The organism is Alkaliphilus flagellatus (assembly GCF_018919215.1).
Lineage (GTDB): Bacteria > Bacillota > Clostridia > Peptostreptococcales > Natronincolaceae > Alkaliphilus_B > Alkaliphilus_B flagellatus.
Genome location: NZ_JAHLQK010000003.1, coordinates 230,138 through 256,806 on the forward strand (window position 1 = coordinate 230,138; position 26,669 = coordinate 256,806).

General features: G+C 32.3%; 23 protein-coding genes. 22 read left to right on the plus strand and 1 reads right to left on the minus strand.

Annotation, left to right across the window (positions count from 1 at the left end):
* Nucleotides 1-51 precede the first annotated feature (51 nt).
* From KQI88_RS08720 to spoIIE, 11 genes are all read left to right on the plus strand, one after another.
* Nucleotides 52-1,650 (plus strand): putative polysaccharide biosynthesis protein, encoded by a 1,599-nt coding sequence (locus tag KQI88_RS08720; protein ID WP_216416298.1) that lies wholly within the window; start codon nt 52-54, stop codon nt 1,648-1,650.
* A 72-nt stretch (nt 1,651-1,722) separates the two neighbouring features.
* Nucleotides 1,723-2,793 (plus strand): MazG family protein, encoded by a 1,071-nt coding sequence (locus tag KQI88_RS08725; RefSeq protein ID WP_216416301.1) that lies wholly within the window; start codon nt 1,723-1,725, stop codon nt 2,791-2,793.
* A 112-nt stretch (nt 2,794-2,905) separates the two neighbouring features.
* Nucleotides 2,906-3,202, plus strand: coding sequence for an HU family DNA-binding protein (locus KQI88_RS08730; protein WP_330655615.1), 297 nt, complete (start codon nt 2,906-2,908; stop codon nt 3,200-3,202).
* 227 nt (nt 3,203-3,429) lie between these two features.
* The gene (locus KQI88_RS08735; RefSeq protein WP_216416304.1) at nt 3,430-3,672 is read left to right on the plus strand and encodes an RNA-binding S4 domain-containing protein; all 243 of its coding nucleotides are present in this window, start codon (nt 3,430-3,432) and stop codon (nt 3,670-3,672) included.
* A gap of 84 nt (nt 3,673-3,756) precedes the next feature.
* Nucleotides 3,757-4,767 carry a SpoIID/LytB domain-containing protein gene (locus KQI88_RS08740; RefSeq protein ID WP_246579212.1) on the plus strand — a complete coding sequence of 337 codons (1,011 nt, stop codon included), beginning with the start codon at nt 3,757-3,759 and terminating at the stop codon, nt 4,765-4,767.
* Nucleotides 4,768-4,826: 59 nt separating this feature from the next.
* On the plus strand, nt 4,827-5,126 hold the full coding sequence (gene yabP / locus KQI88_RS08745) for a sporulation protein YabP (protein ID WP_334300602.1): 300 nt from the start codon (nt 4,827-4,829) through the stop codon (nt 5,124-5,126).
* Nucleotides 5,127-5,277: 151 nt separating this feature from the next.
* Nucleotides 5,278-5,799 (plus strand): spore cortex biosynthesis protein YabQ, encoded by a 522-nt coding sequence (gene yabQ, locus KQI88_RS08750; protein WP_216416310.1) that lies wholly within the window; start codon nt 5,278-5,280, stop codon nt 5,797-5,799.
* A 19-nt stretch (nt 5,800-5,818) separates the two neighbouring features.
* Complete coding sequence (locus KQI88_RS08755; RefSeq protein ID WP_216416313.1) at nt 5,819-6,121, plus strand: FtsB family cell division protein; 303 nt, start codon at nt 5,819-5,821, stop codon at nt 6,119-6,121.
* A gap of 79 nt (nt 6,122-6,200) precedes the next feature.
* Nucleotides 6,201-6,626 carry a S1 domain-containing RNA-binding protein gene (locus KQI88_RS08760; protein ID WP_212380881.1) on the plus strand — a complete coding sequence of 142 codons (426 nt, stop codon included), beginning with the start codon at nt 6,201-6,203 and terminating at the stop codon, nt 6,624-6,626.
* A gap of 67 nt (nt 6,627-6,693) precedes the next feature.
* A complete protein-coding gene (locus KQI88_RS08765) occupies nt 6,694-7,608 on the plus strand; it encodes a Ppx/GppA phosphatase family protein (protein WP_216416315.1) in 915 nt (304 codons plus the stop codon).
* A gap of 214 nt (nt 7,609-7,822) precedes the next feature.
* On the plus strand, nt 7,823-10,228 hold the full coding sequence (gene spoIIE / locus KQI88_RS08770; protein WP_216416317.1) for a stage II sporulation protein E: 2,406 nt from the start codon (nt 7,823-7,825) through the stop codon (nt 10,226-10,228).
* 105 nt (nt 10,229-10,333) lie between these two features.
* On the opposite strand, the gene KQI88_RS08775 is transcribed toward spoIIE, so the two are convergent.
* Nucleotides 10,334-10,894: an S-layer homology domain-containing protein gene (locus tag KQI88_RS08775; protein WP_216416319.1), complete on the minus strand. Its 561-nt coding sequence runs from the start codon at nt 10,892-10,894 to the stop codon at nt 10,334-10,336.
* Between the two features lie 538 nt (nt 10,895-11,432).
* Here KQI88_RS08775 and KQI88_RS08780 point away from each other — a divergent pair.
* The 11 genes from KQI88_RS08780 (at nt 11,433) to KQI88_RS08830 (ending at nt 26,663) form a co-directional block, all read left to right on the plus strand.
* A complete protein-coding gene (locus KQI88_RS08780; protein ID WP_216416321.1) occupies nt 11,433-14,267 on the plus strand; it encodes an S-layer homology domain-containing protein in 2,835 nt (944 codons plus the stop codon).
* Between the two features lie 292 nt (nt 14,268-14,559).
* Nucleotides 14,560-15,021: a hypothetical protein gene (locus tag KQI88_RS08785; RefSeq protein ID WP_216416323.1), complete on the plus strand. Its 462-nt coding sequence runs from the start codon at nt 14,560-14,562 to the stop codon at nt 15,019-15,021.
* Nucleotides 15,002-16,087 (plus strand): acyltransferase, encoded by a 1,086-nt coding sequence (locus KQI88_RS08790; protein ID WP_216416325.1) that lies wholly within the window; start codon nt 15,002-15,004, stop codon nt 16,085-16,087. Before KQI88_RS08785 ends, KQI88_RS08790 begins: the two co-directional genes overlap by 20 nt.
* 292 nt (nt 16,088-16,379) lie before the next feature.
* Nucleotides 16,380-17,579 (plus strand): TolC family protein, encoded by a 1,200-nt coding sequence (locus KQI88_RS08795; RefSeq protein ID WP_216416328.1) that lies wholly within the window; start codon nt 16,380-16,382, stop codon nt 17,577-17,579.
* A gap of 233 nt (nt 17,580-17,812) precedes the next feature.
* Nucleotides 17,813-18,403, plus strand: coding sequence for a TetR/AcrR family transcriptional regulator (locus tag KQI88_RS08800; protein ID WP_246579214.1), 591 nt, complete (start codon nt 17,813-17,815; stop codon nt 18,401-18,403).
* A 1-nt stretch (nt 18,404) separates the two neighbouring features.
* Nucleotides 18,405-19,115 (plus strand): ABC transporter ATP-binding protein, encoded by a 711-nt coding sequence (locus KQI88_RS08805; protein WP_216416330.1) that lies wholly within the window; start codon nt 18,405-18,407, stop codon nt 19,113-19,115.
* The gene (locus KQI88_RS08810) at nt 19,115-21,472 is read left to right on the plus strand and encodes an ABC transporter permease (RefSeq protein WP_216416333.1); all 2,358 of its coding nucleotides are present in this window, start codon (nt 19,115-19,117) and stop codon (nt 21,470-21,472) included. The genes KQI88_RS08805 and KQI88_RS08810 overlap by 1 nt, the downstream gene beginning before the upstream one ends.
* Before the next feature lie 93 nt (nt 21,473-21,565).
* Nucleotides 21,566-22,804, plus strand: a complete 1,239-nt coding sequence (locus KQI88_RS08815; protein WP_216416335.1) for an efflux RND transporter periplasmic adaptor subunit — start codon at nt 21,566-21,568, stop codon at nt 22,802-22,804.
* Nucleotides 22,805-22,920: 116 nt separating this feature from the next.
* Nucleotides 22,921-23,970, plus strand: coding sequence for a copper amine oxidase N-terminal domain-containing protein (locus KQI88_RS08820; protein ID WP_216416338.1), 1,050 nt, complete (start codon nt 22,921-22,923; stop codon nt 23,968-23,970).
* 279 nt (nt 23,971-24,249) lie between these two features.
* Entirely contained in the window at nt 24,250-24,960 is a 711-nt protein-coding gene (locus tag KQI88_RS08825; protein WP_216416340.1) for an ABC transporter ATP-binding protein, read from the plus strand.
* 32 nt (nt 24,961-24,992) lie between these two features.
* Nucleotides 24,993-26,663: an efflux RND transporter periplasmic adaptor subunit gene (locus KQI88_RS08830; RefSeq protein ID WP_216416343.1), complete on the plus strand. Its 1,671-nt coding sequence runs from the start codon at nt 24,993-24,995 to the stop codon at nt 26,661-26,663.
* Nucleotides 26,664-26,669: the final 6 nt, after the last annotated feature.

Here is a 26,669-nt window from a genome sequence, read left to right on the forward strand (position 1 = left end):
TTTTTTATTGTTAGTGAAATATATAGTTAACTGGAATTAGGAGGAAAAAGGATGAAAAAAGATACCTTTCTAAAAGGTGCATTTATTTTGGGGATGGCTGGAATTTTAGTTAAAATAGTAGGAGCATTTTTTAGAATACCACTTGTAAATATTATAGGTTCAGAAGGTGTAGGGTATTACCAGGTGGCATATCCTATATATACATTTTTATTATCATTTTCAGCAGCAGGATTTCCAACGGCAATTTCAAAGCTAGTTTCAGAAAAAAGAGCTAGAGGGAATATAAGAGGAGGCCATAGAGTTTTTCAAGTTTCCTTCGGTATTTTAGCTGTGTTAGGTCTAGTAAGCTTCTTGGTTTTAGGCCTAGGTGCACGCTTTTTAGTTGATCACTTTATTAAAAGTCCAAGCTCATATTATTCTGTACTTGCACTAGCCCCAGCCCTATTATTTATACCATTGATGGCAGCCTATAGAGGCTATTTTCAAGGGCTAAAAGATATGACTCCTACTGCTGTTTCACAAGTAATAGAGCAGATAGGAAGGGTAGTACTAGGTTTAGGTTTAGCTACTTTCCTATTAAGTCGTGGAACTGAATATGCAGCGGCTGGTGCTTCCTTTGGAGCTACCGCTGGAGGTATTGCAGGATTAATAACTATGCTTGTTATATATTTTAGACAGAAGAATAAGATCTTTTCAGAATTTCAACCTATAGAACAATATGAAGAAGAATCTGTAGGTACAATAACTAAAGACTTATTAAGAATTGCACTGCCTATTACTATCGGAGCAGCTGTGCTGCCTTTAATCAATATGATAGACTCAATGGTTGTACTAAGAAGACTTCAAGCTATTGGTTTTAGCTATGAGCAGGCAAATAGTCTTTTTGGTCAGTTAACTGGTATGGCTGTTACATTAATTCAACTTCCACCAGTATTAACTGCGGCATTATCAATGAGTATTGTACCAGTTATTGCAGAATCTATGGTTAAAAATGAGATTAAGTCTGTACAAAGTGATATAAAATCAGCATTTCGTGTATCTTTACTAATTGGGCTTCCATCTTTTGTAGGATTAGCTGTACTATCAACTCCAATTATGACTATGCTTTTCCCTAAAGAGCCTGCTTCCGCCGGACAAGTTTTATTATTTTTATCCTTTGCAACATTATCATTATCATTGGTTCAAACATTAACTGGCATACTGCAGGGTGTCGGTAAGCCAGAAATCCCTGTTCGTAATCTTCTGATTGGTGCTCTTTCAAAGCTAGTTGTAACTTATACTCTAGCAGGTATTCCTTGGCTAAATGTAAAAGGTGCGGCTTTAGGAACAGTAACTGCTTACACAGTTGCAACTATATTAAACTTTATTGCGGTTAAAAAGTATACAAAGGTTAAGTTCGAATTTGTTCAATTTGCATTAAAGCCTATTATTTCTGTAGGTATTATGGGGGTAGTTGTGTATTTAGCCTACAGCATTGTATATCCTATATTAGGAAACACTCTATCTACTGCTATTTCCATTGCTGTAGGTGGTACAATTTACGGATTAATGCTTCTTATTACGGGAACAATTGTAGAAGAGGACTTTGCTCTTTTACCTAAAGGGGATAAGTTAGCTAAGGTTCTTAGAAAAGCTAAGTTGCTTAAATAGACTTTTTAAATTTAAAAAATTTACTATCTGAGTAAAGTTATTCAAAAGTAACATAAAGAAGAGAGGGTTGACATGGGCAAAATTACAATAGTAGGATTAGGTCCAGGGGGAAAAGAACACTTAACTATAGCTATATATGAAGCAATGAAAAAACATAATAATATATATTTGCGTACAGAAAAACATCCGGTAGTTTCATATTTAAATCAAGAAGGTATAAATTTCAAAACATTTGATTATGCTTATGATATATACGAGGATTTTCACGAAGTTTATGAACATATAGCTAGTAGGGTACTAGAAGAAGCTAAAAAAGGAGATATACTATATGCAGTACCAGGACATCCCTACGTGGCAGAAAGTACAGTACAGCTAATTGTAGAAGGATGTAAGAGGGAAGGAATAGAGAGAGTAGTATATCCAGCTATGAGCTTTGTAGATGCTATGTTTATGGCATTAGAAATAGATCCTGTAGATGGATTCCAATTAGTAGATGGCCTTCAGCTTGAGGAGCAAAAGCCAGATCCTAATATGGATAATATAATTACACAAGTGTATGATCCTTTTATCGCATCAGAAATAAAACTAAAGTTAATGAACCACTATGATGACGAGCAAGAAATATATGTTGTAAAGGCTGCAGGAGTACCCGATTTACAAAAAATAGTAAAAATTCCCCTTTTTGAACTGGATAGACTAGACTGGATAGACTATTTAACAACTATTTTTATAAAAAAGGTTGAAAACTGCGAAAAAAAATATTACAATATGAATAATTTAGTACAAATAATGGAAAGATTAAGAAGTAAAGAGGGATGCCCTTGGGATATAAAGCAGACACATCAAAGCCTAAAGCCTTATTTAATAGAAGAAAGCAATGAAGTATTAGAGGCTATAGACGAAGAAGATGATAGTTCTTTAGAAGAAGAGCTAGGGGATGTGCTTTTGCAGGTAATTTTTCATAGTCAAATAGCCAAGGAAAGAGGAGCATTTCAAATAGAGGATGTGATTCGAGGAATATGTGAAAAATTGATCTTTAGACACCCCCATGTTTTTGGTGGACAAAGTGCAGATACTGTAGAAGATGTTGCAAAAATATGGGCAGAGCAAAAGATGAAGGAAAAACATATGAAAAACAAATAAAAAATAGATAAAATGGTAGTGATTTAAGATTTTTTTCAAAAAAATGATGGTAATTCAACAAAAAAGAAGGAATTTTAAAATTAAGATAGAATAAAACTATACGTATTATAAAATTAAGGAGGAATTACAAATGAATAAAGCTGAATTAGTTGCTAAAATGGCGGAGAAAGCTCAATTAACAAAGAAAGATACAGAACTTGCTTTAAATGCATTTATGGAAAGTGTAGAAGAGGCATTAGCATCTGGAGATAAAGTACAACTAGTAGGTTTTGGTACATTCGAAGTTAGAGAAAGAAAACCAAGACAAGGAAGAAACCCAAGAAACCCAGAGCAAATCATTGAAATCCCAGCTTCAAAAGCACCTGTATTTAAAGCAGGAAAAACTCTTAAAGAGCAAATGAACAAATAAGTTAAAGCAAAGATAACACATACACGCTTCTAACTTTACATATTATACATATAGTGAAAGAAAACGTGTGCTAAGCAACCTCTTGACAATACTTTATTGTTACGGAGGTTGCTTTTGTATTATCAAATTATTTTTGGTATTATAGAAAATCATGTTCTGTTGTATATTTATCGCTTAATATATATAATATTTATAATAGAAAAATCGTATAAAGGAGAAAATATTAAATGAGATTAGATAAATATTTAAAAAACTCAAGAATTATTAAAAGAAGAACTATAGCTAAAGAAGCCTGCGAAGGTGGTAGAGTGTCTATTAATGGTAAAGTAGCTAAGCCTAGTATGGAGGTTGAGGTAGGAGACATCATTGAAATTAGATTTGGAGATAAAACCTTAAAGGCAGAGATTACTAATATTGCTGAACATGTAACCAAGGATTCAGCTAAGGAAATGTTTGTTATTATTGATTAAATATTTTTAAAAAGTAGTAAGCTTGTATATATATATATTCCTCGCAACATACTAACCATATAGTAAATGTTGAGGAGGATTTGTATGCAAATATATAAAAAATTAAGTTTAGCATTAACTATTTTATTACTTATAGTTTCATCCGTTGCATGTCAGCCAGCAAAAAAACCAGGAGAAAAAGGAAGAACACCTGGGAAAATACAAAATGTAGAAGATAATGTTAAGAAACCTCCTATTCCAGAGTCCATTAATCAAGGCGAAGGAAAGGAACCTCGACTTAAGGTATATCTTACTGAGGGTCAAAAAATTAAGGAAATGAAATTTGAAGACTATGTTGTTGGAGTACTGGCTGGAGAAATGAGTAATAATTTCCCGGCTGAAGCTTTAGAAGCTCAAGCCATATTAGCAAGAACCTTCGTTATGGAGTTTATTACAGAAAAGGGGCAATCTAAATATGAAGGTGCCCATGTTTCTACAGATATAGAAGAAGCTCAGGCTTGGAATGCGGGAGAAGTGAATGAAAGAATAATAAAAGCTGTTGCAAATACTAGGGGACAAGTGCTATTAGCTGATGGTGAGTATGTTAAGGCATGGTTTCATGCCCATGCTGGAGGAATGACAGCCGCTGCTAAAGAAGGACTAGGATATGAAGGTGCAGAACCTCCCTATATTCAAGTAGTTAAATCCCCAGATTCTCCAGAAGCTCCACCAGAAGATGCTAGCTGGACAGCTACATTTACCAAAGGACAAATAAAAGAGGCTATGCAAAAAATAGGAAAAACCCCAGGAGATTTTAATAGTATAGAGGTAGTAAATAGAGGACCTTCAGGTAGGGCTACAGAATTAAAAATAGGAAATGAAACAGTACAAGCAGCTGGATTTAGAGTAGCATTAGATAGTACTAAAATGAAATCAACTAAGCTAGAATCCATAAAAGTAACAGGAGATAAAGTAACTATGAAGGGCATAGGCTATGGCCATGGAGTAGGCCTGAGTCAATGGGGTGCTTATAATATGGCTAAAGAAGGTAAAAAGGCAGAAGACATTATTAATCATTACTTTAAAAATGTACAAATAGTTAAACTTTGGGAGTAGTTGTTCTAACTTACCATTTCCATTCATAAATAATAAGTAAAAGGACTAAGAATGGGAAGGTGAGTGCATTGGAAGAAAGAAGATCGAATAAATCTCGAAACCATAGTATAATATTAGAAAACAGAGAAAAACTTAGCGTTTCAGGTGTAGAACACGTTAACAACTTTAATAGTGAAATGATAATACTAGAAACCGTAGCAGGAGTGTTAACTATTAAAGGAGAAGAATTAGATGTTAATAAGCTAAACGTAGAGGATGGAAATGTATCAATTAGTGGTACAGTATATTCCATAGGCTATAGTGATAGAGAAAGCTTTGGAGCAAAGGGAGCAGGATTTTTAGGAAAAATGTTTAGATAACTATCGGGTTAATCCTGATAGTTATTTTTAATTGCTTAGGAAATTTAAGTCCGACATGAAACATTGCTAAAGCAATAGGGCAATTTTGTTGTCACCTGACAAGTTGTAGTCACATAATATATATATATCAAGTAAAATAAACTTGTTCGGGGTGATAAAATTGACTATATATTCAATATTACAAGAGAGCTATATATTACTTGCTACTATCTATGGAGGTATACTAATAGGGTTTATGTACGATATATATCGTATATTTAGAGGATTATTTCGGCCTAAAAAAATGGCTACCATGATACAGGATCTAATATTTTGGTGCATTATTTCCATTGTGGCATTTTACGTACTTATATTTAGTAACCAAGGAGCGATACGCTTTTACAACTTTTTAGGATTTATACTTGGATCAATTTTTTATCAAGGTTTATTAAGTAAATTGATAATAAAAAGTTTAGTATTTTTATTAAAAACTATAAAAAATTTTATATATGACCTTTATCAGGTCCTTAAATATCCATTCGATGTCGTACTATGTCTAATAACAGGACCTTGTTCTTATTGTAAAACAAAGGCAAAACCAGTATACTATAAAGCAAGAAGAGTTGGAAGATTGCCAGCTAATATTATTAAGGATACTAAAAAAACACTTGCAACATACTTTAAAAAGAAATAGTATAGGAGGAGGCATCTTTATGGCAAAATCTAAAAGGAGAAGAAACTATGGCAAACTTATAATTAGGGTAATATTTGTTTTTGCTATTTTCTATGTTACTTCTACCTTTTATGATCAGTATAAAGAGATGAAATATTTAAATGCCCGCGAAGAAGCCTTAACAGGAAACCTTAAAGTATTACAAAAAGACATTAAGTCCCTTAATGATCAGATAGAAAACAGCAACACAGATGAGTATATAGAGAAGATTGCCCGAGAACATTTAAAGATGGTAAAAAAGGATGAGATGATTTTCATAGATTTGGGAAAAGCAGTTAAATAAAAAGGTGTATACCTTTTTACAACTCTATGATATAATATATTTCGAATATACACGTATTTTGAAGGAGGATTTTATATTTATGCCGGCACAGGTAGGAGCTATATTAGATGGCACGGTTTCAGGTATTACAAACTTCGGTGCCTTTATTGATCTAGGAGAAGGAAAAACAGGACTGGTTCATATTTCTGAAGTAGCAGATGACTATGTAAAAAATATTCATGACTACTTAAAGACCCAGCAAAAAGTTAGAGTAAAGGTATTATCCATTGAATCCAATGGTAAAATTAGCTTGTCTATCAAACAGGCAGCTTTACCAAAAAAGAAAAGCATAAAGCCTGCAACAGTGGATTGGAATAATCCTACAGAAAAACAACCCGTAATGTCCTTTGAAGATAAACTAAGTAGGTTTTTAAAAGATAGCGAAGAAAAAATGTCTTCAATCAAATCAAAGGGTAAAGACGGTAGACGTGGCAACGGCTATAGTGGTAAAAAATTAAGAGACTAGTAAATTCAGCCAGGGCAAACCCCTGGCTTTTTAGTATTTAAGAGATAAGTTAAAAAGGAGAATATTTATGAATAAATACGCTACTATAGATATAGGAACTAATTCTATGAGACTACTATTAGCTAATGTTGAAGCTGGAAAAATAATAAGTAGATCAAAATACATAAACCCAACTCGTATAGGTAGCTCAGTAGATAAAGATAAATTAATAAGCGAAGAAGGAATGAGTAGAAATGTAGAAGCCCTTTATGATTTTACTCAGAAAGCAAAAGATTTTGGAGCGGAAAAAATATTGGTAATCGCAACTAGTGCAGTTAGAGATGCAACAAATGGTAAAGAATTTATACAAAGAGCCTACGAAAAAACAGGGGTTAACATAGAAATAATAAGTGGGGAAGAAGAAGCAGCGCTTGGATACCAAGGAGTAGCAATGGGGCTAAAGTCCAAGACAGGCAAACAAGTAGTAATAGATATAGGTGGAGGCAGTACAGAGCTTATATTAGGCGAAGGCAATGCTCTTAAAAAAACCATAAGCCTAAATGTAGGGGCAGTACGTATGACAGAAAGGTATATTACAACAGATCCAATTAGTAAAGAGCAATACGAAGAAATGGAAGTGGCTATATATGAAATAGTAAAGGAAGTAGTAGAAGAAATTAAAAAAGATAACCCAAATACAATAGTCGGTATAGGAGGTACTATAACAACCCTTGCTGCACTACATCAGCAGTTAGACCCATACCATATGGATAAAGTACATAACTACAAGTTAACATTAAAGGATATAAGAACATTAAAAGAAAAATTACTAAACTTAACAGTAGAGGAAATAAAACAACTAAAAGGTATCCATCATAAAAGAGCAGACATAATTGTAGCAGGGGTCACTATTCTAAATGTAATAATGGATAACTTAAATATATATGAAATTACAGTTAGCGAATATGACAACTTAGAAGGATTACTTTTCCCTATTAGATAACAGGTATCGTCAAATAAACAGCAGGGTAAAACTAAAAACAATACATATAGTATATATAACATGTCCTACATACCACATATTTGAAGCAATTTGTCAAAAACCATATGATAATTGTCAAAAACTTTTTAGAGCTAGTCCACTAATGTTGACAAAAGTTTTAAAACATATTTGGTACACTTTCTATAAGAAATCAAAATAGGAAGGTGTTAATAATATGGCGGACAAACCAACAATACTCCCGTACCAAAGAAGCTATGTAGAACTAGAAAGTGTAAAACCCATAGGCAAAATAAAAACTATGCCCTTATCTAGTATTAATGTAAATATTGTTTTCCTACATCTAGTAGCCTTCTTACTAGGAAGAGCAGGAATACTACAGGGACTAACACCCTTTGGTATAGCCTTTTTTACAGCCCTTAGTCAAAGAGATCGGAAATATGGACTTTTAGGAATAACTACATTTTTAGGAATAGTTACAGTCCAAGGGCTTTCCAGTAGTATACCATACGGATTTGCACTGGCAGTAATATATTGCCTGTTTCAATACGTACTAGATTTAAGAAAAACAAAAATTTTTAAAGCATCATTAGTAGGGGCAGGCGCCTATCTACTAACCACAGCATTATTTTTATCCTTTACCGGGTTCTATCTATACGACTGGATAATAGTTGCTTTCGAAAGCTTGGTAATATTTGTTGTGGTATACATCTCTTCCTATGCCATTCCTGTGGCATTACAAAATACCAATAGGAAGATACTATCTACAGAAGAAATTATCTGTATTGCAATTATTACAGCTTTAGTACTATCAGGTATTAATGAAGTATATATATTGGGGCTTTCCCTTAGAAACATTTTAGGAATATTAATGACAATTCTATTTGCATACAATGGTGGAGCAAGTATAGGTGCCGCTGTAGGTATAACATTAGGGCTAATAACAAGTATGTCCACAGGCAGTACTCCAATTGTTATCGGTATATTTGGATTTTCCGGTCTTTTAGCAGGTATATTTAAAGATATAGGAAAGGTAGGTAGTGCCTTCGGCTTTTTAATGGGAAATGCAATACTAACCTTCTATATTAACGGATATTATGAAATATTTATTCAATTTAAAGAAGTCGCAGTAGCCTTTGTATTATTTTTAGCTCTGCCCTATACTTGGATTTCTCAAATGGAGAAGTTTTGCAATACTCGCACAGGTATTTTAAACTCCAGTAAGACCCATAGCGATAGAATGAGAAAACTTACATACGAAAAATTAAAGGAATGTGCTACTACCTTTGGAGAACTTTCTACTACCTTCGAAAAAATATCAGAAAAGCAGGAGCTTTTCGCTAATGAAGATTTATCAAAATTAATTGAAAAAGTAGCAAACAATGTATGTCATAACTGCGGTATGAAAAGAAGCTGCTGGGATCAGAACTTTAACACTACATATCAGGGAATGTTAGATATGTTAATTTATATAGAAGAAAAAGGGATGCTACATTACGATGATATACCAAAGCCTATGCAAAAACGGTGCATTAGGATAAAGGCAGTAATGGAGAAAATAGCCCATCTTTATGAACTTAGTTATTTAAATATGGTATGGAAGCAAAGGTTAATAGAAAGCAGAGAGCTGGTAGGCGAGCAGCTAAGAGGTGTAGCTAAAGTAATAGAAGAGCTGGCTATAAATGTTAACGATAAGGTACAATTCGATGTAGACTTAGAAGATTCTATCTATGTTGCTTTAGATAAGGCAGGTTTATCCGTAAAAAACATTATGGTATCTAATAGTGAGAAAGGAAACTTAGAAATAGTTGTAGATAAAAAACAATGCTACAATCGTGACCATTGTAATGATAAATTCCTTTCCGTAGTATCTGGGGCAGTAGGAGCAACACTTGTTAAAAAGTCCCGTAACTGTAGTAGACAAGAAGGTAATGAAAGTTGCAGCTTTACATTGGTAGAAGCCAACAAATATGCCACATGTACAAAATCTGCAGTAGCCATCAAGGAAGGAAACCAGCTGTCAGGGGATAGCCATACCTTTATGGAATTGAAAAATGGACAATATATGACAGCCCTTAGCGATGGAATGGGTACAGGAGATAAGGCACACCTACAGTCCAGTGCTACTATAGACATGTTAGAAAAAATGATGGAGGCAGGTTTTCATAGAGAAATTGCAATTAAAACCATCAATTCAATGTTAATGCTTAAGTCATCAGACGAAATGTTTGCCAGCTTAGATATGACATTAATTGATCTATATAAAGGAACGGCAGATTTTATTAAGATAGGAAGTTCGCCAAGCTTTATAAAGCGTCAAAATGGAAAGATAGATGAAATTACATCCTCTACTTTACCTATAGGTATTTTAACGGATATACAGGTTGAAGGTAATATGCAAAACCTAGAAGATGGAGATCTTATAATTACCGTTTCAGATGGAATAATAGACTCCAATCAAGAGCAGGGAGAAAAATGGCTTATAGAATTTTTAAAAAATACTAAGTCTTTAAATCCCCAAGAAATTGCAGACGGCATACTCCACAATGCTCTTAAATTTACTCAAAACATAGCTACTGACGATTTAACAGTACTAGTAACCAAGGTTTGGGAGGTTAACTAAGTAACTATAAAAAATATATAAACTAAAAAAGAACCCCTTCTTACGAAACATTATCGAAGAAGGGGTTACTTTTGTTTATTTTATTTAAGGGAGAATTAATAACTATTATTTAGTCACTGGAACCGTTAGAGCATTATTAACTATAACAGCAATTTGTCCACGATTAATAGGAGTATTAGGAGATAATTTAATGTTTTTATCAAGTCCTAAATCCTTAGCCTTATTAATGTAGTTATTAGGCCACTCGCCTTGAACGTACTTTTCATAACCTAATATACGAATAATAACAGCCAGAGCCTGAACATATGTGATTTGTTCTTCAGGTCTAAAGGTTTTGTCCTCAAACCCTTTAATTAAATTTTGTGAAGTAGCAATATTAACATAGCCAGAAGCCCAATGATTTGCTGTCACATCTTTAAAGGCTGTATTTCCCTTACGGCTCTCTTGTAAATTCTCTAGGCCCTCTATTCTAACTGCTAATGCAGCAAATTCAGCCCGTGTAATGTTTTTATCAAGCCTTAGGGTGTTGTCCTCGTAGCCAGTATAAAGGCCAAGTTTTCTTAAATATTCTCCTGCCTGCTCCTCTACAGATAAAGCATGAGTAACATTTAGAGAAAAACTAAACAACAATAAAAAACATAAAAAAACAGATAAGATCTTTCTCATAGTGCTCACCTCTTTCGTATTACATAACAACTAAAGATCTTATAAGTATTATAACAGATGTATAGATAGTGTTATATTAAGGTTATATTACAAAAAAAAATTAAAAATAAAAAAATTTTATGTACAAGCAGGACTTTTTACAAAAGTAAAGAATATATATTAAGTATTACGGATTATACCGTCAATTTATAATGGTAGTAACAAAGATGAAAGTAAATTGTAATGATACTGTAATGGTATTTTTACCGCTTTAGGTGTATAATTGTTAGTGTGAAGGTTGCTTAGAGAGCTAATGCTTGAATAACTAACTATCTAAAGAGAATATTACAGTTATATTACAATCTTCATCTTTACATTGACCAAGTAATAGGTCGATGGTATAATTCTTGATATAGTATGCGATGACATTACATAAAACGGTTGTAGTCGCATCTATATAATTTTAAAGCTGGTCGGTTTTTATGAGAGGGGTTACGACCAAGCTTAAAATTTAACCCACTCTAAAAAAGAAACCAATATCAAGAAGGAGGAACACATAATGAAGAAAGTATTATCATTTATACTTGTACTTTCAATGGTACTTGGAAGCTTCGGTATGGCTTTCGCAGCTCCAGCAGCAGGTAGTGATATCGCTGGACACCAAAACGAAAAAGCTATCCTAAGACTAAACAAACTAGGTATCGTTAAAGGTGACGACAGAGGATTCGCTCCAGATGCTAGCATCACAAGAGCAGAATTTGCAGTATTAGTAGTAAGAGCCTTAGGATTAGAAGGTTCTGCTAACGTAGCAAAAGGGGAAACTCAATTTACAGACGTAACAATGACAAACGGATATGACTGGGCTACAGGAGCAATCAACGTAGCTACTAGATTAGGATATATCCAAGGTTACGGAAATGGTAAATTTGGACCTGGAGACAATATCAAATACGAAGATGCAATTACATTACTTGTTAGAATTTTAGGATATGAGCCTGCTGCACAAGAAAAAGGTGGATACCCAGTAGGTTACTTAGTAGTTGCAGAGCAAGATATTGATATGACAGATCACGTTAAAGGAAATACAGGAGAAGCAGCTACAAGAGGAGCTGTATTCCAATTATTAGATAACGCTTTAACAAAACCACTTATGATCCAAACTGGATATGGTGATGAAAAGAAATATGTAGTTTCTGGACAAAAAGGTACTGGTACAGAAAAACAAACAATTTTAACAAACAAATTAGGTATTGATGAAATCGAAGGTAGAGTAACAGCTAACTTCAGAGTAAGCAGCAGATTAAAAGCTAATGAAATTGAAATTACTATTGTAGAAGACAAAAAAGCAACAACAGAAAAATACAAAGTATCTGAAGACATAGATGTAGATGCTTTATTAGGATTAGAAGTAACAGCTTGGGAAGATAAAGATGATGTATTATTTAGATATGAAGTAGACACTGACGAAGAAGATGTTATTTACGATACAGTTGCTAAAGCTGGAGCAAGTGAAAAAGAAGTAAAACTTGTTGTTGAAGATGATGAGTTTGAATGGGCTGACGACGCTAAAGTATACGTAAATAATAAAGAAGTAAAAGCAAAAGACTTTGACGAAATTAAAGACTATGCATACGGTAGAGTTGTATTAGATGAATACGGTGATGTAGCATTTGCATATTTCTTTGAGTTTGATGCAAAAATGCAAGGTATGGCTTTAAAAGTGAAAGACGATGAAATTGAGTTCATAAGCATCGATACTGCAGACGAAGACTTAATTGAACTTGATAAAGCAGAAAAAGTTTATGTATTTAATGCTGATTTCTCAGCTGCTTCTTTAAAAGATATTAAAGAAGGAACTGCAGTATTCGGATGGATAGATGGAGATGACAACTACTACATCGTAATCAAAAATGAAGTAGTAGAAGGAAAACTTGAATCTGTAAGAGTAAGAGACGGTAGACTTACTATTGATGGAAAGAACATCGGAAAAGCTCCTATAGCAATTTACTCTGACAACGAAGGAAAAGAGTACAAAGAATGGTTAACAGATAGCGCAACAAGTGAAAATGATATTGAAGATTTCGTTGATGAGAAAATCAAGGTAATACTTGACTTAGCTGGAAAAGCTATGGTGTTAACAACAGATGCTAACGTTACAAGCAATACTGTATATGGTCTTGCTACTCATTTAAAAGATGACAGCAGAAGCCCTATATTAACAGTATTCACTAGCGAAGGTAAAGAAATAGAATACAAATTTGAAGATAGAGCAGATGCAAGAAAATTAGGTACTTGGATAGAAAATATAGACAAAGCAGGAAATAAAGACGAGTACACAGCAGTAGAGTTTAAGTTAAACAAAGATGGAGAAATAGCTAAAGGTGAAATAAAAGCAAACGCTACTGAAAGCACATTAGATGCTAAGGAATCTAAAGATAAATATGTATCAGTTGGCGGCAAAAAATACTATATTAGAGAAAACACAGTAGTAGTTAAAGCTCTTAATAATAAAGAAAAACAAGAACTTAAGCCTTCTCTAATTAAGTATGATGACATTGTTAACAGAAGCATCGCTGCAGGAGAACAAGCGATTATAATAGGTGAAGAAGGTAAAAACGCAGATTTAATCGTATTTGTTAATCCAGCATTTGAAGCTAAGGATGATGTGAAACACGGATTAGTAACTGGTGATGTAAACAGCAAAGGTGGAAAATATAGAGTTGAAATCGCTGTGGCTGGAGAAGCAAAAGCAGTAGAATATATTGTTGATAGTAGAACTGCTGTTAAAAAAGGTGATTTAGTTAAATTTAGCTTAAACAACAAAGGTGAAGTAACAGATATAGAGAGCTTTAATGCCAATGATAAATCTGAGGTAGTTAAAGTAGACGCTAGAGATTCTGATTACTTACAAATTGGTGGAAAATGGAAATTAGTTGATAAGAATGCTGTAATCTACCAAGTAGATAAAGATGGTAAGTTAGATGGAACTTCAAGATTAAATAGAATTTCTAGCAAAGACACAGTTGTTTTCGTAGAAGATAAAGATGGAGTAATACAAGTACTTGTAGTAACAACTGAGTTTACAAAAGAAGCTGGTAATGGAAATACAACACCAGAAGGAACTGTAACAGCTAAAGTATATGGTAAATATGATGCAAGTGAAACAAAAATTACATTCGAAGTAAAAGATAAAGATAATAATTGGAATGTAACTACTGAGTATGAAATTACTAAAGATACTATTTTTGTAGACATTGATGGTAAAGTTGTTGAAAGTATTAGAGATAATACAACACCAGTAAGAAATGCAATAGCAAAAGTAGGAAATAAAGTGATTGAAGTTGTATTAACAAAAAACAAGACAGTTGATTCTATATATCAAATTGAAAAATAGTAATTAAGCAATCCATTTAGAAAGTTCCTTGGGATATCCTAAGGAACTTTTTTTGCTTATAGCCCTTTATCAACTGTTGCTAGAGGACAAAAATGAAAAAACAAATAATTATTAAATATAATCTTAGGTTTAGGAATTATTCTCTGGGCTTTCATTATGGCTAAATTTTATGTAACAGGTATTTTGCCTTTAAATACTATTATTACGACGCGACTAGATCGAGTTTTTATGGACATAATAATACAAAGGAATATTGCAAACTATTACTTGGTTTAAAGAGGAGGCACTACATATGAAAAAATTGTTATTTTTACTTTGTATTATTTTATTTTTAGCTTTCGGTATTGGTTGTGTCCGTAATGAAAATCCAGATAATGTTGTACCAGATAATAATGTTGTGCCAGGGAAGACCCCCAACATAACAGAAGAAACTCTTACAGGAAGTGCTAGTATTATTGAAAAGTATAAAGAAATAGAGTATGCAGAGGCTTACGTGGAAAATAACAAGTTAATTTTATACCTAATACCTATAAATAAAGATGTACCAAAAGAAAGAGTAAGGGAAATAGGCATATCTTTTTTAAAGGCTTTATCTGGATATACAGTAAATGAAGGGTTAAAAGGCCCTACAGATGAATCCTACGGCGAGATATATGACTACTATAATGTAGAGATATTAGTAGAGGGAGAGAATGGAACAATAATAGATAAAGGTACTAAGAGCAAAGGGAAAAATGAAATTAAATGGCAGTAATAAGAAAGCTTCTAGGATTCTATATATAGATATATTGCGAGTAGTATCAATTTTTACAGTAGTAATACTACATGTATCCGCACCTTTTGTAGAAAATCTATATATTAATGGAATTAAAAGTTGGTGGGCAGGAAACATATTAGATTCTGCTACTAGATGGTGTGTACCTGTCCTAATAATGATTAGTGGAAAGCTAATGCTAGGTAATAATAAAGAAATAGAAATATTTCCGTTTCTAAATAAAAGACTAAAAAAAATATTTATTCCTCTTATTTTTTGGAGCTTTATATATATGATCTGGTATAACAACTTGCTTTGGGGATGGAACTTATCCCTATTTAAAACCTTTATAAGAAATCTTTATGAAGATAATATATATATACATCTGTGGTATCTTTACACTATAGTAGGTCTTTATTTAGTTACGCCTATTATTAAAATTTACATAAATAATGATAAGAATTGTAGTGTAAAGTACTTTCTAAGCATTTGGTTTTTGGCTAATGGTATAATAGGATTTTTAGAAAAGTTTACTAACCTAAAAATAGGTTTTAATCTAAGTTTTTTTCATTGGAGCATTGGATACTATATTTTAGGTTTATTTTTAGATAGGACAAATCTTAGTAAAAGGCTAGTAAATATAATACATATCCTTGGTTTTGTTGGGTTAATAATAACTATAGTTGGTACATACATAACCACTAAAAATAATGATGGAAACTATGTGCCCCACTTTTATTCATACTTTGCACCTAATGTTATATTTATGAGTATAAGTATATTTTTGTTATTTAAAAATATTGATTGGGAAAAATTCATTAATAAAAAATTATATTTATATAAGCTTATTTTAACCCTTAGTAATACAAGCTTTGGGATATACTTAGTGCATTTACTTGTACTAGACATTATATCATCAGGAGTTATTGGAATAACCCTAGATTCATTTTTATTTAATCCTATAATAGGAATACCTTTAGTAAGTGTTATCACATTTTTACTATCCTATTTTGTAGTAATTATTTTTCAAAAGATACCCTTACTAAATAGGACTGTTCCTAAATAGTATTATACAAAATAAATAGAAATAAATAACTTCAAGTGATAAATATCGACTTATTAAGAAGATAGTAGAAAGAAAAGCCTACTGTCTTTTTTGATTTAGTGAATTAATTATATAATTTTTGTAAAAAATGAATTGTTGACAGAAAATTTTTTAAAATATATGATACTATTATATTAATAAAGTACAATAGTATTCTTTTTTAATAACTTGTTACTGGAAAAAGAATAACTAAAGGTATATAATAATAGAAAAGTTTAATACGTAATGAATAAAGAAAAAGAGGAGGCCGAAAATGAATTTCAAAAAATTTATTGCAATGGGTACATTAATTACTTTAACCGTAGTAAGTAACGGTGTACCTACATTTGCTACAGAACAAGCTACAGGGAAAGAGTATAATGAAAGTGTGAAACAGGAATACATAGATAAACAAGCGAATACAATAACTTTAAGCTTAGAAGAAGCAGTAGAATATGCGCTTGAAAATAGTAAGGATATAATAATTCAAAATATAGAACTTGAGAAAGCAGAACTTGCCTATAAGCAAGGGATAAAAGATGCAAAAAATAACGAAAGAATTATAGATGATATACCTACAGGAGAGATAGACTCTGTTAGTAGAGAACTAATAGACACAGGAGTTCCTAGAAGATCAGTTGAATTAACTTATCAAGTAGCTCAGTGGAATTTGAAAATAAAAGAAAATCAAATTAAATATAATGTTGAAAAATCTTATTTTGATTTATCTCAAGTGAAGAAAGAGGTTGAAATTGCTGAGGAAAATCTTAATCTAACTCAAAAGCAATATAATAGTGGGAAGTTAAAGTATGATGTTGGAATTATTTCAGAGCAAGAGCTATTAGGGCTTGAAATGGGTTTATCTAAAGCCCAAACTGCATATGACTCTGCTAAAGTATACTATGATTTACAGCTAATGAACTTTCAAAATACATCAGGATTAACATTTGACAAAGAGGTTGTTTTAATAGACAGCATAGAATATAAGGAATATGAGCCTATTAATATAAAAGAGTCTATAAAACAAGCAATAGAGAATAACACAATGGTAAAGATAGGACAAGAAAGCTATGAACTATCAGAGCTAACCTTTGATGCTATAAAGATTAAGTATCCTGATATTACATATAAATACAAAGAGCAAGAGGCAGAAGTAGCAAAAGCAGCAAAAAATTTAGAAACTGTTAAAAATGGAGTTGAAATGGGTGTTAGAGCTGCTTATTTAAACTTATTAACAGCTGAAAAGCAAATTAAGACACTTGAAAAAAATATTGAGCAAGCAGAAAGAATGGCACGTTTAGCAGAGGTAAGTTTAGATCTAGGTCAAGGTACTTCTATAGAGGTATTACAAGCCAATCTTAATTTAATGAGTGCAAAGAAAGACTTATCTAGCCAAATTCATGCATTTAATATGGCTTTATTAGATTATGAATATAGTATTGGTATTGGAAAAACTCCTATTAGCGGTATGTAAATTGGTTAGCTTCAATTAATATAGAAATACAATTATTAGATAATCATTAAATACAACAAATTAATAATATAATTTAATAAAAACATATCATACAAATTTGTATGATATGTTTTTTTATATATTACAATAAAGTATTGACAGAATATTTTTTTCAAATATACAATACTATTATACTAATAAAGTACAATAGTACAATTACTATTTGTTTTTATGTTTATACGAGGAGGAAAATTATGATTAGCCAAAGTGAAATAAAATATAATAGATTAATAGAGAAGGCAGAGGAGCTATTTATTGAGCTAGGATACAAATCAGTTTCTATGGATCAAATTGCAGAAGCTGCCGGAATAAGTAAGATGACAATATATAAATATTTTTCTTCTAAAGAAGAGCTTTTTTTAAATATTTTACAATCAATCGGAGATAGATCATTTATATATATAGAAGATCAAATGAAAAAAATAGATGGAACTATAGAAAAAATAGATTTTTTATTACATTTTAATGTAGAATATTCAAAGCAATTTTCACTCACCTTTTATAAGGACATTATGGATAATCCATATATTATAGATAGGCTAATGAAAGAAAAAAAGAGAATGAGCAAAATCATATTTGAAGACATTATAAGAAATGGTGTTGAGAGAGGAGAGATTAGGGATGTAGATGAGGCTTTTATGGCCAATATGCTAATTACATTAATTGATAGTATTAGTAAGAATTTTTTTGAGAAAATAACATGCAGAAAGGAATTAGAGGATTTTACAGAAAACTTTTATGACTTTCTAAAATATGGCCTTCTAGGGGGAAAAGGGGCGAAATAGTATGGATAGTAATATTTTGATGAAGGCAGAGAATGTTAGTAAGCTTTATCAAATGGGAGAAGTAACAGTAGCTGCTGCAAAAAATGTAGATCTGAACATATACAAAGGAGAGTTTGTAGTAGTATTAGGACCTAGTGGTTCTGGTAAAAGTACACTTTTGAATATTCTAGGAGGAATGGATTTACCTACAGACGGAAAGGTCTTTATGGAAGGTGAAGATATTACTAGCTATAACGATAGGAAGTTGACCGCCTATCGGAGAGAAAAAATTGGTTTTGTATTTCAGTTTTATAATCTAATGGCAAATTTAACTGCAAGGGAGAATGTAGAGCTAGCTACAGAAATTTGTAAAGATGCTCTAAATATCGATGAAGTATTAGAAGCTGTAGGGTTAGGAGACAGGAAAGATCATTTTCCTGCACAAATGAGTGGAGGAGAGCAACAGAGGATAGCTATTGCTAGGGCAGTGGCTAAAAATCCTGCTTTGTTACTTTGTGATGAGCCTACAGGAGCTCTTGATTTTGAGACAGGAATAAAGATTTTAACTCTGTTAAAAGAGATTAACAAAAAATATAACAAAACTGTTGTAATTATTACTCATAATGTACCTATAGGAGAGATGGCGGACAGATTAATTAAAATGCGAAGTGGAGAAATTATTGAAGATAAAATAAATGATAGTCCAATCAACCCTGAAAGGATTGAATGGTGATGAAGAAGTTAGATGTAAGGCTATTAAGATCAATAAAAAATTCTAAGGGGCAATTTATTTCTATATCTATAATTATTGTTTTAGCACTAACTATCTATGTCTCTTTCAGTATGGTGGCTGATAATCTTAATAATTCAATACTTTATTATTATGATGCTACAAATTTTGGGCATATTTTTGTAGAAGTTTCTAAAATTCCTAAAGCAGCTATAGAAAAGCTCCATACTATAGAAGGAGTTGAAATGGCCCAGGGCAGAATAAGTGCAGATGTACCTTTAAGGGTAGAAGATCCTAATGAAAAGGTTATGGTTAGGGTAGTATCCTTACCAAAGGAAAAGAACCTAATTAATGACTTATATGTAATAAAAGGAGAGAATCTAAAAGAGGGCTTAAGATCGACCTTAGTATTACAACAGTTTTTTGATGCTAGAGGAATGCAGTTGGAAGATACAATTACGCCCTATATTGGAGGAACGGAATACCCATTAAGTGTAGTAGGGGTAGTAGGTAGCCCAGAGTATATTTACTTAATGGAAAATGAACAGACATTATTACCTGCCCCAGAAAAATTTGGAGTTATATATGTTACAGAAGAATTCGCACAGTCTGCCTTAGGGTATCAAGGTAGTTACAACGAAGTACTGATTAAGATTGAGGATAGGTATATAAATAAAATAGATAGTATAGTAGATGAAATAGAGGATGAATTAGATAGATATGGAGTTAGACGAACTGTTAAAAGAGAAGATCAGCTAAGTCATAGTATGATGATGCAGGAAGTAGAATCCCTAGAGACAATGTCTACTTCTATTACCTTATTATTTTTAATAGTTGCAGCGGTAATTATAAATATTATGTTATCTAGGATTGTTAGGAATGACAGGATGTACATCGGCGTAATGAAAGCATTAGGATATAACAATTTTAGTATATTAGGTCATTACACTAAGTATTCTATATTGATTGGATTAGTAGGATCTATTATTGGTATTATTTTAAGCATACCTCTTTCAAGTGTATTTACTAGCTTATATATTTTGTATATGAATATTCCGATGCTTAAAATGGAGATTTATTATATCTACTTTATTTATGGAATATTATTAACTAGTATATTTTGCATACTATCTGGACTAATGGGAGCACGAAGTGTTTTAAAAATTTTGCCTGCGGATTCCATGAAGCCAGAAGCACCTAAGGTCGGAAAAAGAATTTGGTTAGAAAAAGTTAAATTTATTTGGAATAGAATTTCATTTAGCTGGAAAATGGTAATTAGAAATATATTAAGAACTAAAAGGCGATCTGTATTTTTAGTTTTAGGGATTGCTTTAACCTATGGTATAACCATGGTACCAGTATTTATGACATCTATATGGGACAGTTTGTTTACGCTACAGTATGGGGAGTTTCAAACAATGGATTATAATATAGATTTTGCCAGCCCTATGAATGATAAGGCTATAAGAGGGTTATCTCAAATTATTGATGTGGATCATATAGAACCAAAGGCAGAGATTCCTTTCGAATTAAAAAGAGGTTGGAGGAAAAGAACAGCCAGTGTTATTGGACTATTAAGGGATACAAAGCTATATAATTTCAAAAGTCCTTCTGGAGTAGAAATCGAGTTACCAAGGAATGGAATTATACTTTCGGAAATATTAGCGGACTCCCTTGAAGTTAAAATAGGAGACAAAATATTAATAAAAAATTTTATGCCAGATAAAGAAGATACATTTGTTGAAGTAAAAGGTATTGTGGAGCAATACTTTGGAAGCAATGCATATATGGATATAGAGATGATGAATGATATATTGGGAGAAAAGGATATGATTACTGGGGCATTAGTAAACTCTGACGATGAGGTAATAACAAAGCTCCAGCATGTAAAAAATATAAGGCAAATACAATCCGTTGAAGATATGAAAAATAGTATTTTAGAGTTTATGGATATGATTATATACTCTATGGGAGTAATGATGTTGTTTGGTGGGATTTTAGGATTTGCTATTGTATACAACATAACTATTATTAGTATTAGTGAAAGAACAATGGAATTTTCATCACTACGGGTTATGGGCTTTGATAAAAAAGAGATTTATAAATTAGTTAGCAGGGAAAATGGGTTAATGACATTACTTGGAGTAATTTTAGGAGTGCCTATAGGCTACGGAATGTGTGTTGGTATTGTATCAGCAGTTTCTACAGATTTATTTAGTATTCCAATAATGATAGAACCTATCAGCTACATTATAACAGCCGTTGCTACAATAATTTTTGTTACTATAGCACAGCTTGCAACCATTAGAAAGATTCATAATTTAAACTTTATGGATGCACTTAAAAGTAGAGTATCCTAAGTTGTAATATTTTAAGATATATGTCTTAAAAATGCAAGCAAGATTAAGTGGCTTATATTAAAAAAATTAATATATTTTAAGGGTGTGGATAAAATGACAAAGAAAAAGAAGATTATTAGCATAGCTATTATTGTGACCATAATAGGAGTATCAGGATTTTATATAAGTACTGGAAGTAGAGCTGTAGATGTAAGTACAGCGGCTGTAATAGAAGGAGATATAGCAAAGTATGTAGAGGAGTTAGGAGTAATAAAGGTAAAAAATCAGGTAAATATTTATGCTCCTACAGCAGGTATGGTGACAGAAGTGCTGGTAGATATAGGGGATCAAGTAAAAAAAGGAGATATACTGGTTAAGTTAGATGGAGAACAGCTCTCAAGGCAAATTGCAGAACTAGAAAGCCAGAGATCAGCTGTATTAGCCCAATACAAGGAGGCTAAACAACCTATAGATGAGAAAAATATAGAAAAGTTAGAATTAGAAATTGTAGATATAGAGAAAAGGATTAAGACAGCAGAAGAAGCAGCTAATAATAAAAAGCTACTATACGATGCAGGAGCAGTAAGTCAGGAGGAATACCAGAGTGCCTTAAGAAATCTTGAAGGGGAAAAAAGTAGCTTGGAAAAGGCTAAGTTAGATTTGGAGCTTATGAGAAAACCTGTATCAGAAAATATTGATGTTCAATATAAAGCTCAACTAAAGCAACTAGATATACAGAAGGCGGAGTTAGAGAAATCCGGCAAGAATTTTACTATAATTGCTAGTATGGATGGAACAATATTACAGAAAGAAGTAGAGAAAGGTAGCTATCTTCAACCAGGAATGCACATTATGCAGCTTGGTAATGTAGAGGAATTATATATAGAAAGTGATGTATTAGTAGGAGATGTAGCCAATGTTTATGAAGGTTCAGTAGTTAAAATGTCTAATAAAAACTTAGGCATAATGGATTTAGAAGGTGTGATAAAAAAAATACACCCTAATGCCTTTAGTAAAGTATCTGATTTAGGTATAGAGCAAAAGAGAATTAAGGTAGATATTGAAATAAAAGATACTATAAAAAACCTTAGACCTGGTTATGATTTAGATATTAAGATTATTACTGAGAGTAAAGAAAATGTTCTGCTAGTACCTGAGAGTTCTCTATTTAATATAGATGGAAAGGATTTTATTTTTGTAAATGAAAATAATAAGGCTAGGCTAAGGGAAGTTGAAAAGGGGATAGAAAGTCAAAGGCAAGTTGAAGTTGTTAAGGGATTGAAAGAGGGAGAAATGGTTCTTCTATCTCCTAATGAAAACATAGAAGAAGGTATTAGTATAAAGGTAGAATAGATATTTAATGATATTTAGTATTAAAAGACTAGGTTAATTTTAGCTTTTAGGCCTTGTATAAGTAGAACTGGTATATTATACTAGAATTAGAATATATTTTATAGGAGGATGATTAAATGTTAAAGAAAAAGAGAATGATTGGTTTATTAGTTACTACAATGACTTTAGTAACTGCATTCGGATTTTCTTCATATGGAGCATCAGCTACAAAAACTTTACAAGCTTTGTATGGAAGTAGTAAAATAATAATAAATGGAAAAGATGTTACTCAAACTATAGAGCCTTTTATAGTGGACGGTACTACATATATACCTCTTCGTGTAGTTGCAAATACTTTTAATAAAAAGGTAGACTGGAATCCACTAACTTCTACTGCTTATATTACAGATGACCTTACACAAGTTAATGAACATTTTCAAGCTGAAATATTAAAACGAGATGTTGAAATAATGAATTTACAAAGCAGATTAAAACAATTAGAAAAAGAAGTGGAAAGTAAAAAGGAAATTAGCTTAAGTGATTTAGAAAAGCAGTTAAATAAAGACCATGGTGAATACAAGAACATAGAATTTGATATTTCCCTAAGTGGTAGCGCTAGCAAAGTCAATGTAAAAATTGATGTTGATTTATATGATTACAAAAAGGAGTGGAATGGTCTTTCTAGCAGTAAGAGAGAAAGCTATTTACAAGACATTGTAGACGATGTGCTAGATGCTTATGATGGAGCTAATGTATATGGTAGCATTAAAGATATTGATGCTAAAAAAACTATATTAGAATTTACTACTACCAGTAAAGGAGTAGTAAAGATAGAAAAAGAATCTACTACTAGTAATACAAGTAATAAGACTATTAGTAAATTAGAAAAAGATTTAGATAATGAGTACTATGATTATTTTGGAGATATTGATTTATACATAAAGCTAGAAGGTAATAAAAATGATGTTACTTTTTCTATTGAGTTAGATTCTAAGGAATATGGTAGTGCTTGGCGTAAGCTGTCGAGCGATAAGATTAAAAAGCTTATGTCATTCATTTATGATGATATAGAAGATGAGCTAGGGGATGTAAATATCGAGGGTTATGTGTATGATACTTATAATAAAGAAGATTTAGCTAGCTATCGCAGAGCATCATCAGGAAATGATATTTTTAAGAAGTATTAAATTTAAAAACAACCCATTGGTAGAAAAATACCAATGGGTTATTTTTATTATGCAAAGTCATTAAAATAAATATGTTAAAGTATATCAATATAAGAACCAGATATTAGGAATATCATCCTAGATTTTTGGTTTTTTGTTTTTATTAAAGGAAATTTAAAAAATATGTAGAACTGTAGACTAAATGGGAAAATATTGGTAAGATATATCAGAGTATAGAATATTTTCTAAACCAAGCCATCTATATTAGTAGGTAGATTATTGCACAAAAGGAGGGATACCGTGGGATTAATAGAAATAGAAGATATATCAAGAACATATAAAGATGGACAAGTTAGTGTTAAAGCTATAAAACAAATAAGTATTGAGATAGCAGATGGAGATTTTGTGTCTATTATGGGACCATCTGGATCTGGTAAATCTACATTAATGAATATTATTGGTTGTTTAGATAAGCCATCCTCTGGAAGCTATAAGCTTGCAGGTCAGCAGGTACATAAGCTAAATGATTCTCAGTTGGCAACTATACGAAATGAATTTATGGGTTTTGTTTTTCAACAATTTCACTTGATATCAAAGCTGAATGCTTTAGAAAACGTAGAATTGCCATTAATTTATCAGGGGGTTATAGGTAAAGAAAGAAAAAAGAGAGCTTTAGAAGCACTGGAATCTGTAGGATTAGGAGAAAGAGCTAAGCATATGCCTTCCCAACTTTCGGGAGGGGAGCAACAAAGGGTAGCTATAGCTAGGGCTATTGTTAGTAACCCTAAATTGATTTTAGCCGATGAGCCTACTGGAGCATTAGATTCAAAATCTAGCAAAAATATTATGTCTATATTTCAAAAACTTAACCGAGAAAGAAAAATAACTATTGTTCAAGTAACCCATGAAAGGGATATAGGCGAGTATGGAAATCATATTTACAATATAAAGGATGGAGAGATAGACTGCATAGAAGAAATAAAACATACGGAAACAGAAAACAATCAATAAAAACATAAGGAATTGGTAGAGGGGGAAAAACAATGTTTCAACGGACAATTATGATAATATTAGTCGTTGTAATTATATTAGGTGGAGGATTTTATGCTTATCAGCAGCTTGTTCCTGAGGTACAAGATGTAGATGCGGGACCTGTATATGCAACCCAAGAAGTAATACGTGGAGATATATCTGTAGGAGTAAATACAATAGGACAACTTAATCCATCGGATGGTGGAGGTATTCGTGTAAGCGATGCCCTCCGTATGTCTGGTTATTCTGGAGAATTTATTATTGACCAGATTTTAGTAAAAGAAGGAGATAGTGTTAGTAAAGGGCAAACTTTGGTTAGATTAGCCGCTACTGGTCTAAATGACAAAATTTCTGAGTTAGAAGATGAAGTTAAGCGAGAAGAACAAGCATTAATGAGATTAACAGATTTACCAAGGGAAAAAATTAGAGACATTGATCCGTCCCAAGGTGTTACAGTACGAGCACCTATTTCAGGTAGAGTTCAAGACTTAGATATTGTTGAAGGCGATAAAATTTTACAAGGGCAAACAATAAATCGAATTGTAGATATATCAACCTATAATATTCCTCTAAGATTAACACCAGGAGAGTATGGCCGTGTTAAAAAAGGAGATAAGGTAAATATACATTTTGCTAATTTTGAGGGTACATACGAAGGTATAATTACAAGAATTAATCCTAATCCTGCTCCTTCTGGAACAAGTGAAGATAAGCAGCAAGGGTATATATATCGTGCTACTGTAGAAGGAAAAAATGTGGGTCTAGTACAACCAAATATGTCTGTTCGTGTAGGCACAGGAACTCCACAAGGACAAACAAACTTCTTTATGAATGATTCTATAGTAGAAAAATATGTAAATCAGGAAAGAGTAGCTAGTAGCACTGAAGGAATTGTAACAGAAGTTCATGTACAGGAGATGGATGAAGTAGAAGAAGGAGATCCAATCATTAGTTTGGCTGGTGCCGATGTACAAGAAACTATTCAAACGAGATTAGATAAAATACGAGAATTAGAATCAAAAATTAGAGAGCTAAATGCTATTTTTCCTATGTTAGAGATTACTTCGACAATGGATGGTGTAGTAGCAGACGTGTTTCGACAAGAAGGAGAGAGTACTACACCTGGAGATTGGTTAGGTCATGTATATACAACTTCATCTATGAGTATGTTTGCGGAAGTGGACGATATAGACGTATTATATGTTACACAAGGATCGGAAGTTAAGGTTACTGTTGACGCTATACCAGGAGAAACCTACGAAGGAGAGGTTAAGGAAGTATCTACTCGAGCTCGAGGTGAAGGTGGAGGTGGACTTTCAAAATTCTCCGTTTATATTGATGTAAAAGGTGGACCACAGCTCCGACCTGGAATGCAGGCTAAGGGTTATATCGATGCAGGAACTGCAGAAGATGTATTACTTATTCCAATAGAGGCTATTTTCCAAGAAGAAAATAAGCATAAGGTAGAGATATTAGACGCCAATGGCGAAGCACAAGTAGTTAATGTGGAGCTTGGACTGATGAATGACAGACATGCTGAGGTGATAAGTGGATTAGAAGAAGGAGATCTTGTTATTACTGGAAGCAGTAGGGATTTATTACCAAGCCAAGAAGATAAAACAAATAATAATAATAATTTAATACCAGACAAGCCAACTGAGGAAGAAACGGCAGAAGATTAGGGGTGA